Source organism: Vibrio sp. 1F253, from assembly GCF_041439295.1.
In the GTDB taxonomy this organism is placed as follows: Bacteria; Pseudomonadota; Gammaproteobacteria; order Enterobacterales; family Vibrionaceae; genus Vibrio; species Vibrio tasmaniensis_A.
On sequence record NZ_JBGONU010000050.1, the window covers coordinates 1 to 13134 of the forward strand.

Below are 13134 nucleotides of genomic sequence, written 5' to 3' on the forward strand. Positions count from 1 at the left end.
TTTGAAAAGCGAAATGTCGCTTAGCTAAGTGTCCAGTCTGACTGGAGCAGATCATCTGCCCAAAAACACGTTCCAAAAAAACTAAGGCTTAAGCTTTAAAACTCGGTCAATGTCTTCTGCAGAATGGCGCTCGGGGACTTGCTCCCACTCTTCACCGAATGAACGGTTCACTACTCGACCTCGTTGGAAACCTTCGCGCGCTTCTAGTTGCTTCGCCCAGCGCACAACGTTGGTGTAAGACTCAACTTGTAGGAACTCAGCTGCATCGTAAATTTTTCCTAGTACAAGGTTGCCATACCAAGGCCAAATTGCGATATCAGCGATGCTTAGCTCTTCTCCCGCTACAAAATCGCTGTTGGCGAGTTGTTTGTCTAACACGTCTAGTTGACGCTTCGCTTCCATCGCAAAACGGTTAATTGGGTACTCTTGCTTTTCATCAGCGTAAGCGTAGAAGTGACCAAAGCCACCACCTAGGAATGGTGCTGAACCTTGAGCCCAGAACAACCAATTAATGGTTTGTGTTCTCGCTGCCCCTTCTTTTGGCAAGAAGTGACCAAACTTTTCAGCTAAGTGCATCAAGATAGATGCCGATTCGAAAACATTCACATCTTCAGCACCAGACTTATCAACGAGTGCCGGTATTTTGGAATTTGGATTAACCCTCACAAAACCAGAAGAGAACTGTTCAGCTTCACCAATGTTAATCAAATACGCATCATATTCAGCTTCTTTAACACCTGCCGCTAACAACTCTTCCAGCAAGATAGTGACTTTGTGACCGTTAGGTGTACCAAGAGAATACAATTGAAAAGCATGGTCACCAACAGGAAGCTCTTTATCAAAGCGAGCGCCAGATTCAGGACTATTGATATTTGCCCACTTGTTACCACCATCAGTATCGTTAACCCAAACTTTTGGCGGTGTGTATTGTTCTGACATGATATTTCCTTATTAATATAGGGTAGCTTTAACTGATATTAGGTCACACTCCCTTGGTTAAAACCCCTAAATATAATTTCTTTTCAAACTGTTAAGCATGGCTTATTCCAGAAAGAAATAACCTGCTTTATGAGATAGCACACGTAAAAGATAAGTGTCCAATCAAACCTAAGCCACATAACGGTTAGTACGAAACATGATTTAGTCACGACATGCCTACAGGTTAAAGAAAGCTGTGATAAAATCGGGGGATTACAATTGATAAGGATTTGGCAATGTCTTCTGATTACACAGGCTCGAGTGCAGCGTACGCTCGCCAAGAGAAAGGCTACCGTGAAAAAGCACTGAAACTGTACCCATGGGTTTGTGGTAAGTGCGCGCGTGAATTTGTTTACTCGAACTTAAGAGAGTTGACCGTTCACCACGTCGATCACGACCATACAAACAACCCTGAAGACGGAAGTAACTGGGAACTATTGTGCCTTTACTGTCACGATCATGAACACTCAAAATACACAGACCATGACCGTTATGGCGTTGATGCCAAGGCTCGTTTAGACGACCACCAATCAGCGACCCACAACCCTTTCGCCGATCTAGCGAAGTTGATGAAGAAGTAACACGCGTTAAGAACGCGTCTTTGCTAAATGATAGCGGCTAGATAATAGATAAATAACAAGAAACCCCAGTATGTCACCATACTGGGGTTTCTTTTATCTGCAATCATAACCAAATAATAGAGTTAAGAGAGGCCAGATCAAAAAGAGCCTTCCGAAGAAGGCTCCTTTTTAGAATTCTGAATTATACAGCGGCTTGTTTGCGAGACTCTTCTACCTGCTTAGCGCGCTTTTTAAGCGTCAACTTATCGCGGTATGCAAACCAAACGTAAGTCACTACGACCAAGAAGAATAGGTATGACAATGAGAAAATGAACGGCGATTGAATGATATCGTTTGAGATACCCCAAGAAACACCGATAACGGTCACTGCAATTTTTGCAAAAAAGCCACACATCAATAGCATTAATGCCAACTGTGGGAAACGCGTGCTACGGAATGCCAGCCAGTAACAACTACCAACTGCTAACGCCGCAATATAGAAGCCGAATAGGAAAGAGTGAATATGGTCAGCTGCCGCTACACCACCAGAAATTGACATCAATAAAATTAAAAACAGTTTCATAATACTCGCCTCACCATAGGTTGGAAACGCATCCTTTCAAATTTGGAATCTCAGTTTGCGTACTATTTTCCCATTTTTTTTGTTCAACACAACCCCTCAAGTTGAACAAAATGTAAGCAACGGTGCTAACAAAAACCCAAGTTAACAATCATTTAACATACTGTTTTTAATAAACCTCCGTTAACCCTTGTCTCATATGAATAAAGCGTCATTTCGATTTATTTTGTTACACAAAATTAACCTTGGAAAATATTTAAAATAATTCGTAACTCTGTGATATCCGCACGGGATACGTGGGCAATCTGAAATGTGTATCGAAGAATCCCTTAAAAAATAAGCCCGCCACGCTAAAAAGAACAAAATAGAAAGGTATTAAACACAACTTACAAACCAACAAAAAACAACCCATTAACAATTTTGAGTTTATTTACCGAAAATGGAAAAAGAGATTCCAATCACATTTTTATTGGTTATAATCCGCGCTCTTTTGCGTTGTCTGTTGATAAACGCAAACTAATTTTGAAGAAACAATCACAATAACCCGTCTTTAGTTAAGTGGCTCACCACTGACCAACGACAAAACTGAGAATAAAAATGAGCAAGATTGATAAAGCATCACGTATCCTGCTAGCAGGCTTCTGTATCAACCTTTGTCTTGGCATCCTGTATGCTTGGAGTGTATTTAACAAGGCGCTAGTTACTGAAGCTGGTTGGAGTGCTGCTGAAGCATCTTCACCTTACGCTATTGCAACTATCACATTCTCTGTTTGTCTTCTTGTTGCAGGCATCCTACAAGACCGTATGGGTCCACGTAAGATCCTTATTCTTGGTACAGCGCTTACTGGCCTAGGTATGATTGCTTCTGGTTTCGCTACGACTCCTATGATGCTAAACCTAACGTTTGGCGTGATGACAGGTGCTGGTATCGGCTTCGGTTACGCATGTCTTTCTCCATCAGCAATGAAATGGTTCCATTCTTCTAAGAAAGGTATGGTTAACGGTCTAATCGCTGCAGGCTTCGGTCTTGCTGCTATTTACCTAGCACCACTAACTTCTGCGCTAATCGATAGCATGGGTATCCAAACAAGCTTTATGATTCTTGGTGTTGGTGTACTTGCAATCGCAGTACCTCTAGCGGCAACGATCAACAACCCACCAGCGGATTACACGCCAGCTGAGCCTAAAGTAAAAGAAGGCCAAGCACCTAAAGCGGTTAAGAAGACTGAAGACCTAACATGGAAAGTAATGCTGAAGACTCCTCAGTTCTACTCTCTATGGATCATGTACGCATTTGCTGCTTCTGTTGGTCTTATGATCATCGGTAACATCACTACGATTGCTAGCGTTCAAGCGAACCTACCAAACGCGGTTTACCTAGCGTCTATCCTTGCTGTATTCAACTCAGGCGGTCGTGTTGCTGCAGGTATGCTTGCAGATAAAATCGGTGGCGTACGTACTCTACTTTTAGCGTTCATCCTTCAAGGTGCGAACATGGCTCTATTCGCTACGTTCAACTCTGAATTTACGCTAATCATTGGTACGGCTATCGCAGCTGTTGGTTACGGTACACTTCTAGCAGTATTCCCAACACTAACTGCGGAATTCTACGGCCTGAAAAACTACGGTACGAACTACGGCGTGCTTTACACGGCATGGGGTATCGGTGGTGCTATCGGTGCTGCGGTTGTTGGTTACTCAATGACGAATGGCGAAGGTTACGGCCTAGCTTACACAATCTCTGCTGCTATGATGGCCGTGTGTATTGTTCTAGCTATCGTGACTAAACCAATCTCAGAAGCGAAAGCAACAGAACTTAAGCAAGCAAGCGCTTAACTCAGTTCTCGATTGATTAAAAATAGAAAGAGCTTAACCTTAGGGTTAGGCTCTTTTTGTATCAAGCGACTAATCCATTGACGATAGAAACCACTCCTCAGCTCTCCCCTACTTATTATCTCGACAACTTCAATCGACTGATTGAACACGCTCAAACACTCTATCCAGATCTGCTGAGTGACGATGAATGCCGTTGGTTGTCTGAATACAAACGTCTTTCAGTCGCAAGCCAGTGTCTAATGATTCGTTTGCTTTCTCGCAAAGGCTGCTGGTTTCGAAGTGATAAGCTCGACTATGCTGAAATTCCAGATCTGAAAAACGCCCTACAAGAGCTAAACACATCGAACTTCATTGCGTTAAGCCACCCTACCGAACAACATAATCTTGTCATTAATGATCTCGAATTAGGATTACATCTACTGACTAAACCAGAACTGTTCAGCGCATTTCCATTTCTTATGAACTATAAGACAGCGAAGAAAGACGAACTCTTGGCTTTGCTCGATCACCAACCTTTTAATAAGTTCCGAAACTTGTCGTTCGATTGTATTTACGTTGTCAAATCTGAAGTTATTGATGTCTTGCTGCTACTGTTCTTTGCCAATACTTATCAAGACCTAAGCCAATTCGTTCTTAGCGATCTTGGACTCAACACCTTCGAAAACTACCCATTAAGTAAACAGCGTCGTTTCTTCACCTCTAGAGAACAGCTCAATCAACTGCTCCAGATACGTGATATTCAACGCTTGTATTCAGAAGGGGACCGCAAAGACGGTGAGTTTCTGGAGCAGATTTTAAACTCGATTCCTGAAGAATCAGAGCACAGAAGCATTGCCAGAAAACGATCGCGTTTGATCAATGATATCGCTCGCGATCTAGAAAGGCTCAACCAAAACGATCAAGCTGTCTTTTGGTTCAAACAATCCGTACTTCCCCCAAGCAGAGAACGACTTGCACGCATCTATGACAAGCAAGATGAGCTAAACTTAATGTGTGACATTGTCACGAAAATGAAAGCGAATCCATCGGATGTATCAGAGCAGGAAGTCGCTATTAAGCTTGAAAACAGGCTACTACGGAAACAGGGCCACAAAGTTTCTCGAACCATAAAACCGAGCTGCAAAGAGATAAAACTGGAATTAGACCTCAGCCAAACGCGAGTTGAACTTGCGGTGAAGCAACACTTGGAAAACCAAGGTTGGGAAGTCTACTTTTCAGAGAACAGTTTTTTATGTGGATTGTTTGGCTTAGCCTTTTGGGAAGTGATTTTCGCAGACGTTGAGGGCGCATTTATCAATCGCTACCAACATCGCCCTCTGGATCTATACCATTCAAATTTCGTAGACAAACGAGTTAAACAGATCCAGGCTGCGTTTCAAACCATATCCGAGCAAGGACTAAACCAATTGCTTGATATCTACGACCAGAAATACGGTATCGCAAATCCATTCGTTCATTGGAACCATTTCCCTCAAGCACTCATTGAGCACAGTATGGAGGCTATTCCGAACGCCTTAATCGTCGAGCTATTCAAAGTGATGCTCAGTGAGCTAAAGCTATTTAGAACTGGGATGCCGGATTTGATTGCGTTCAAGGACGATGAATTTCATTGGATTGAGGTCAAAGGGCCCGGCGATAAATTGCAAGACAACCAGTGGCGATGGATCAAAGAGTTCGAGCGATTATCTGTTCCATTCTCGGTTTGCTACGTCAATCATTAGATAGTTGCCTAGTCTCTAGTCTCTAGTCTCTAGTCTCTAGTCTCTAGTCTCTAGTCTCTAGTCTCTAGTAAATAACTTACATCAATATCTTATCTATAAAATAGTCAGAACATGAGCTTTTTCAATCATTTTCGATATAATTAGAGAAAATGCCTAATCTTTAATACGTATGAATTTGAAAAAACTCTTCATTTTAGCTTTTGTTAGCGTCTTCTCAGGTTGTGCCGTCTACGCGGGGTTGAACTTCGATCAGCTCTTTGGTGAACAACAAGTTCGAGATCGCCAAGCGCCTATTCTTTCATCTCAAGAACAGCATTTCATTGACGAAGTCAAACCTATCATTGATAGCCGCTGTGTTGTTTGCCACGCTTGTTATGATGCACCTTGCCAGCTCAAAATGTCATCAGTTGAAGGTATTGACCGAGGGGCGAGTAAGGCACTCGTTTATCAAGGCACCCGTTTAACCGCCTCAGCCCCTACCCGCCTGTTTGAAGACGCGATAACCACACAAGAGTGGCGTGATGCGGATTTTCATCCAGTGCTTAACGAACGTATGCAGAATTCAGCGGCTAACCTTGATGCTGGGCTTGTTTCTCGTATGTTGATGCAAAAAGAAAACCACCCTCTTCCAGATCAAACGCAACTTGAAGGCTTCGACTTTTCAACCGATCGCGACCAACAGTGTCCGACCATTGAAGAGTACGCTCAATACGAAAGAGATTACCCGACGTGGGGAATGCCTTATGGAATGCCGAACTTAGATAAAACGGAATACGCGACTTTAATGAGTTGGTTGGAAAACGGCGCGTTAATGAATGACCATATTCCACTGAATGATGCGGAACAAGAGCTCGTTGATATCTACGAGGGCTTTCTCAACAAGAGTGACAATAAAAGCCAACTTTCAGCACGTTATATCTATGAACATCTGTTTCTATCACACCTCTATTTCTCTGATTTAGCTCAGCCAACACGCTTCTTCACCTTGGTTCGTTCTGCGACGCCTCCTGGTGAAGCGGTTCAACGCATCACGAGTCGCCGACCTTACGACGATCCAAAAGTGGATCGGGTTTATTATCGCCTGATTCCAGAGCAAGGCACCATCGTCCACAAAACACACATGCCTTTCGCATTAAATGAAGAACGCCTGAACAATTGGAACACATGGTTTGTGGATGCTCGTTACGCTGTCAAACAACTTCCTAGCTACGCGATTGACGTCGCGGCGAATCCAATGACTTCGTTTGAAGCACTTCCGGTGAACTCGCGCTTCCATTTCATGCTAGACAATGCACAAAACACCATCATGGCCTTTATCAAGGGGCCGGTGTGTCGCGGGCAGCTGGCACTCAACGTGATCAATGATAGATTCTGGGTACTATTCATCGATCCTGATAAAGCGGATCTGCCTGAAATTAATCAGTTTTATGCCAACCAGAAGCAAAACCTAAAGCTGCCTAGTGAACTAGAAAGCAACACTGTCCCTGTCACAAACTGGGTGAGCTACGCGAAGCAGCAAGCTCGATACCTTAATGCGAAATCAGACTTCACCAATCAATGGTTTGATAGCGGCGTAAATCTAGATACAGACATAATTTGGGATGGCAATGGCACGAACCCTAATGCCGCGCTTACTATCTTTAGACACTTTGATAGCGCTTCAGTTGTTCAAGGTTTAGTTGGCCCACAACCCAAGACAGCGTGGATTCTTGATTACGCCCTTCTAGAACGTATCCATTACCTTCTCGTTGCTGGTTTTGATGTCTACGGTAACTTCGGCCACCAACTGATTACCCGCATGTTTATGGACTTCTTGCGCCTTGAGGGTGAGAGTAACTTCTTGACCCTTCTTCCAAAAGACGTGCGACACATTGAACACTCAAGTTGGTATGAAAACCAAAGCTCACAGTTGAGCGACTACTTGCAGCGCAATATTGCACCTTTTGACCAGCCAACCAACGTGATATACAAAACGACAAATCCTAAGCGTGAACTGCTTAATATGATCAAAGATAAGCTCGCGCCGATCCTCGATAATCGCTTTGATATTGTCGAAACAGGGTTCAGTCGGAAAAACGAAGCTCTGCTCAAACAAGTGAATTTGATTAAGGGAGTTGGTCTGCGTCATGTGCCTCAATTAGTGACGATCATGATTGAAAGCGAGAGCGGCGATGAGCAGCTGTTCACCATGATTCACAATAACGCTCACAGCAACATTTCAAGCCTGTTCAATGAAGAAGGTAATCGAGATTACGCCAATGACGACTTAACACTGGTACGTGGCGTTGTAGGTAGCTACCCAGCCGCTTATCTGTCATTAACTGAGCGCGATATACCGACTCTGGTTAAAGCACTGCAAAGCTTGGACACAGAAAAAGATTACGTCGCGTTGCTGGATAAGTTTGCAGTACGACGCAGTTCGCCTGAGTTCTGGCCATTCAGCGACCGAGTTCACCGTTGGTATCAACAAGATCAACCGATTGAGTTTGGTTTATTGGATTACAACCGTTTTGAGAATAGATAGTAAAAATAGATAGCCAGTAGGCGCTAGGCCTTGGTTCTAGCTTTTGAGTATTGAGCACATTGCCTCGAGCGTCGGTTATATCGCCTTGAACGTCGGCTATATCGCCTTAATCCTCGGTCATATTGCTTGAAATCTTGGTAAGTCTTTCTTAAAGAACTATTGGTACACATGCTATAAAAAATCCTCTGACGAATAGTCGTTCAGAGGATTTTTTATTTGGCTTGCAGATTAGGTATAAGCTTAAAACAGGCTCACATCGTTAAACTGAAACATAGGGCACAAGTGCCTTCAACGAGTCTTTAACTAGTTCCGATAAAGCTTGGTCGTTATCTCGATACTGCAATAATGGTTCTTCGCTTGCTTCAATGCTCTGACACAAGCTGTACAGTGCTGATAGACCCAAACTACCCGCCGACCCTTTAAGTTTATGCGCCAAGGACTTCACTTCTCGTCCATCATCCGCTTGACTCGCCTCAGCTAATTCATTCAAGGTCAGGTCACTGCTTTCATCAAACAGCGCAACGATCTGTTTCATTTTCTCTAATCCAAGAATCGACAGATCACCCTCTATCACTTTGGAATCAATCAATTTCACCGGAGTATCTCCTCGGTCTTGGGAATCAGTTGTATCATATTGAGCATCAATGGCAGCCGTGTGATTAGCCAATACATCTACCATCTGCGTGGCGTTCCGTTCATCACTGTTACTCTCAATAACGCGTTTATAGTTTTGTTTGCAAACGGCATCGTTCGGATCAGGCTGTGGTAACAACAGTGCTTTACCATCGAGTTGAGTAACGATGAGCTGAGAAAGAGCCTCTTTCTCCAACGGCTTAGGCAAGAAACCATCGAACCCTGATGCTAAATAGCTTTCGACTTCTTCATTGAATACATGCGCCGACACCGCCACCATAGGTGGTATATTTAGCGGCTCAGCCGTGGACGTTTGTTCTAGAATCGCTTTTAACTGTTGAATCAGCTCTATGCCATCACAATCGGGTAGATTGATGTCTACCAGCGCAATATCAAACGCCTGCTCACTGAATATGGCTCTGGCCTCTTCTCCTGTTGTCGCCATCACAACGTCATGGCCTAGGTTATTCAGAAATCCTTCAGCAACAATGCAGTTAACAGGGTTATCTTCAATCAACAGTACTTTGGCACGGATACAAGCTTCAATAGTCGGTGCTTTCGTTTCAATCTTCTCACCCGCGAACAAAGGTACTGAGAACCAGAATTGGCTACCTTCTCCTTCTTCGGAATGAACACCAATATCACCGTTCATTGCTTGCATGATACTTTTGCTGATCGCTAGCCCTAGCCCAGTGCCGCCAGTTTTATTGCGACCACTACCGGTTTGGGTGAATGCATCAAACAGACAAGCTTGCTCTTTGCTATCAATGCCAACCCCCGTGTCTGACACTTCAAACATCACTCGATTTTCATCTTCTATATCTAAGCTGATAAAGATATCGACTGAGCCTGTTTCAGTAAACTTAATCGCATTGCCAACCAGGTTGTTCAAAATTTGGCTGATTCGTGTTACATCACCACGCCAATAACGTTGTACGTTACTTTCAATATGGAAATCGAAATTAAGTTTCTTCTCAGCAGCACGCCCCTCCATTAGTTGGTAGGTATCTTTAACCATTTGGTAGAGATCAAACGAAGCCGTGCGTATTTCTAAATGCCCCGCTTCTATCTTTGAATAATCAAGCACGTCATTCAAAATGGCGAGAAGATTCTTGCCGCTGCGGTTAATGATATCGGCATAACCCGATTGCAAAGGATCTAGCCCAGTATCTTTAAGTAATCGAGCCGTACCTAACACACCATTCATCGGTGTTCGTATTTCATGGCTCATCGTCGCGAGGAAGGCGGACTTAGCCCGGCTTGCTTGTTCTGCGGCATTACGAGCCTTAGCGTGATTTTCCACCTCGACATTCAACTTCTCATTGGTTTTTTGCAGTTGATAAGTTCGGTCGGTGACCAATTCTTCTAAGTGCTCTTTATGTTCTTCGAGCTCACGTTTCGCCTTCGCTTCTCCAACGGCAACCACTTGTAGCGCCTGTGCCGTGTTTCTCGCTGTAATAATAGCCTCACCCATATGCGCCAGTTCATCATTACCTTTAACCGAGATATCGATATTCAGGCGCCCCTGAGCGATAGACATCAAAGCTGAAGAGTATTCAGTAAGACGTTTAACCACCGAGATATAAACAACTCGCCACACAATAACGGCAACGATAACCAAGCCAATAACCGAAATCACCGACAACGACCATTGAGCTAGATTCAGCGTGCTAGTCAGCTCATCAACCGCTTTTTTGGTACTTAGATTCGAATCGTCGATCAATTGGTTAACCGTTGTATTCAGTTGCGAAAACAGCTCCAGCGTATTTTGCATCAGAAATTCAGATTTTTTGGTGTTCTCATATTGTTCTAACGATATATCGAACACGACTTGGCGTTTTCTTAATTCTTCAAGAAGCTGAGACATCTGCGCTGAACGAGTCGGGTCTTCGACCGCTTTCACACGGCGCGCCATAATTCTTAGATTAGATTCAAACTCAGATTGGATTTGATGAATACGTTCAACGTTAGTGACAGTCTGCGTTTCTTCAATTTGATTAAGCATTTTGTACGCCAACAAATGTAATTCATGCAAGCGTTCAGACAAATCAAGGTCTACCTCAACAAGCGCATCTAAGGCTTGGTAGGCTTTATCAGTTTGCTTGGTTTCTAGGAGATCATAAATGTGTGTAACGTTGGCAACTGCGATGGTGGCCGTGTTCAACACTTGGGTTCGGGTTAGCTGTTCTAGCTCTTCCGCAAGTAGACGCATCTCTTCAACACGAGAAGACAGTTCCTTGTTTAACCAAAGCTTACGTTCAACTGACACGCCCAACTCAGCCAGTGTATTAATAACACTTTGGACATTGTTTTCGAGTTTATTAAGAAGTTGGGAATCAAAGCTGTCGACGCCAAGTTCTTTGATATGCTGAAGAAGCGACTCAAGTTGACCGAACAACATCGTGCCCGCTTCTTTTCTTTCTGCTTCATTTCTCGCATTAGAAAGCGTTTGTACCGACGAAATAATACGGTTACTCAACTCAGATACTTGACGAGCTTCGATCATGGCAGGAAGAGCAGAATCGACGACGTTTCTTTCAGTCTTTGCTACAAAGCTAAAACCAGAAACACCGATCAATGCAGACAATAAAACCAACAGGGCCATCACTAAGAATGAGGCCAGTAGCTTGCGTCCAATACTCGCTGAAGCTAACAACATAAACTCTAAACCTTAAAACGTTCTTCTTTACCCATGCAGAATACGCTATATTTTGCAGTGTTTCTTATCTAAAACCAATAAAACGGCAATTCATGCTATCTAGACCTTTAACTTCAAAAATTCTTCTCTCATTACTAGCATCAGTCACCACTGTAGCAAGTGCTAGTGAGCCTTTGAGCCCAATAAAACCGGCAGAAGCCACATCACAAAAAGAAAAAATTTGTGCCATTTATCCGCACCTAAAAGACTCTTATTGGTTATCGGTTAACTACGGAATGGTCTCAGAAGCAGAAAAGCAACAAGTCGAACTTAGAGTTTTGGAAGCTGGCGGTTACCCCAACGTCGCTAAACAAGCCTCACAACTGGTGCTTTGCACGCAATGGGGGGCTGATGCCATTATTTTAGGCACCGTTTCGCCTGACGCTTACCATGAGAACCTGACCAACTGGGTCGGAGCAACCCCTGTGTTTGCCACAGTCAATGAGTTAACCGTCAATAAAGAGCAACAAAGAGTATTAAAAGGCACGGTCGGTGTCGACTGGTATCAAATGGGCTTCCAAGTCGGAGAGTTTTTGTCGAAAAGACATCCAAAAGGGTCAGGAGAAACACCTATCGCCCTACTACTTGGCCCACAAGCAAGCGGTGGCACTAAACCTGTGGCACTCGGGTTTTATGATGCAATCAAATCGAGCGATATCAAAATCGCGATCAGCTATTGGGCAGACAACGATAAAGAACTGCAAAGAAACTTGGTACAACAAGTCATCGAACAACCGGATATTCAATATATAGTCGGAAGTGCAGTCGCGATTGAAGCTGCGATAAGTGAACTAAGAGCTGCGGGTAAAACCAAAGATATTGGGTTAATTTCAAGTTACTTAAGTCACGGAATTTACCGCGGTTTGCTTCGTAACAAGGTGCTTTTTGCACCAACAGATAAAATGGTTGAACAAGGTCGCTTGTCGGTAAAGCAAGCCACCCATTACTTGCGTGGTCAACCTTATGAAAAACATAGCGCGCCCATGATTGAGGCACTGACACCCGCAACACTCAAAGATCAAATTATCGCTGACTCATTGTCACCTTCTGAGTTTCGCCCGGTATTCAGTGTGAATCCTTAGTGCTATATTGACTAAAGAACTCAAAACAATAAAAACGAATCAATCATTTAGGGAACATCCATGCAAAAAACGACGCGTACTATGCCAACGCATAAGAATATCGCTTTGGTCGCTCATGACCATTTCAAACCTGAGCTATTAAGATGGGTCAAAGAGAACAAAGAAAAACTACAAAAGCACTTCCTTTATGCAACGGGCACGACAGGTTCTCTACTCAGTAAAGAAACAGGCTTAGCGATTAAGAGTATGATCAGTGGCCCAATGGGCGGTGACCAACAACTTGGTGCGCTTATCTCTGAAGGCAAGATCGATATGATGATTTTCTTCTGGGATCCATTAAATGCCGTACCACACGACCCGGACGTAAAAGCACTGCTTCGTATCGCAAGTGTTTGGAACATCCCTGTAGCAACCAACCGCGCTACCGCTAACTTCCTGTTTAACTCTTCACTGCTTGAAGAAGAAGTGATCATTGAGATCCCAGACTACGAAGCATACTTGGCAGAGCGCACATAATCACAC

The 13134-nt window shown here is 43.7% G+C and carries 10 protein-coding genes; 6 read left to right on the plus strand and 4 right to left on the minus strand.

From position 1 onward, the window contains the following. Window positions 1-81 precede the first annotated feature (81 nt). Window positions 82-939, minus strand: a complete 858-nt coding sequence (gene yghU, locus ACED28_RS19095; RefSeq protein WP_371710484.1) for a glutathione-dependent disulfide-bond oxidoreductase — start codon at window positions 937-939, stop codon at window positions 82-84. A gap of 275 nt (window positions 940-1214) precedes the next feature. Here yghU and ACED28_RS19100 point away from each other — a divergent pair, with 275 nt between their 5' ends. Then, a complete protein-coding gene (locus tag ACED28_RS19100) occupies window positions 1215-1559 on the plus strand; it encodes a YajD family HNH nuclease (protein ID WP_004730279.1) in 345 nt (114 codons plus the stop codon). A gap of 181 nt (window positions 1560-1740) precedes the next feature. Here ACED28_RS19100 and ACED28_RS19105 read toward each other — a convergent pair whose 3' ends face one another. Then, window positions 1741-2121 (minus strand): hypothetical protein, encoded by a 381-nt coding sequence (locus ACED28_RS19105; RefSeq protein WP_012600906.1) that lies wholly within the window; start codon window positions 2119-2121, stop codon window positions 1741-1743. 594 nt (window positions 2122-2715) lie between these two features. Here ACED28_RS19105 and ACED28_RS19110 point away from each other — a divergent pair. The 3 genes from ACED28_RS19110 (at window position 2716) to ACED28_RS19120 (ending at window position 8199) form a co-directional block, all read left to right on the plus strand. Beyond that, window positions 2716-3954, plus strand: coding sequence for an OFA family MFS transporter (locus ACED28_RS19110; protein WP_009844864.1), 1239 nt, complete (start codon window positions 2716-2718; stop codon window positions 3952-3954). A gap of 56 nt (window positions 3955-4010) precedes the next feature. Beyond that, entirely contained in the window at window positions 4011-5675 is a 1665-nt protein-coding gene (locus tag ACED28_RS19115) for a VRR-NUC domain-containing protein (RefSeq protein ID WP_009844865.1), read from the plus strand. Window positions 5676-5844: 169 nt separating this feature from the next. Beyond that, entirely contained in the window at window positions 5845-8199 is a 2355-nt protein-coding gene (locus tag ACED28_RS19120; RefSeq protein WP_371710485.1) for a fatty acid cis/trans isomerase, read from the plus strand. Window positions 8200-8458: 259 nt separating this feature from the next. Here the strand turns inward: ACED28_RS19120 and torS are convergent, their stop codons facing one another. Both torS and ACED28_RS19130 read right to left on the minus strand, forming a co-directional pair. Continuing rightward, complete coding sequence (gene torS / locus ACED28_RS19125) at window positions 8459-11491, minus strand: TMAO reductase system sensor histidine kinase/response regulator TorS (protein ID WP_371710486.1); 3033 nt, start codon at window positions 11489-11491, stop codon at window positions 8459-8461. Between the two features lie 64 nt (window positions 11492-11555). Then, a complete protein-coding gene (locus ACED28_RS19130; RefSeq protein ID WP_231847902.1) occupies window positions 11556-11720 on the minus strand; it encodes a hypothetical protein in 165 nt (54 codons plus the stop codon). Here ACED28_RS19130 and torT point away from each other — a divergent pair. Both torT and ACED28_RS19140 read left to right on the plus strand, forming a co-directional pair. Next, complete coding sequence (gene torT, locus ACED28_RS19135; protein ID WP_240797169.1) at window positions 11665-12612, plus strand: TMAO reductase system periplasmic protein TorT; 948 nt, start codon at window positions 11665-11667, stop codon at window positions 12610-12612. The two genes, ACED28_RS19130 and torT, sit on opposite strands and share 56 nt — an antisense overlap. 60 nt (window positions 12613-12672) lie before the next feature. Continuing rightward, entirely contained in the window at window positions 12673-13128 is a 456-nt protein-coding gene (locus ACED28_RS19140) for a methylglyoxal synthase (RefSeq protein ID WP_009844869.1), read from the plus strand. Window positions 13129-13134: the final 6 nt, after the last annotated feature.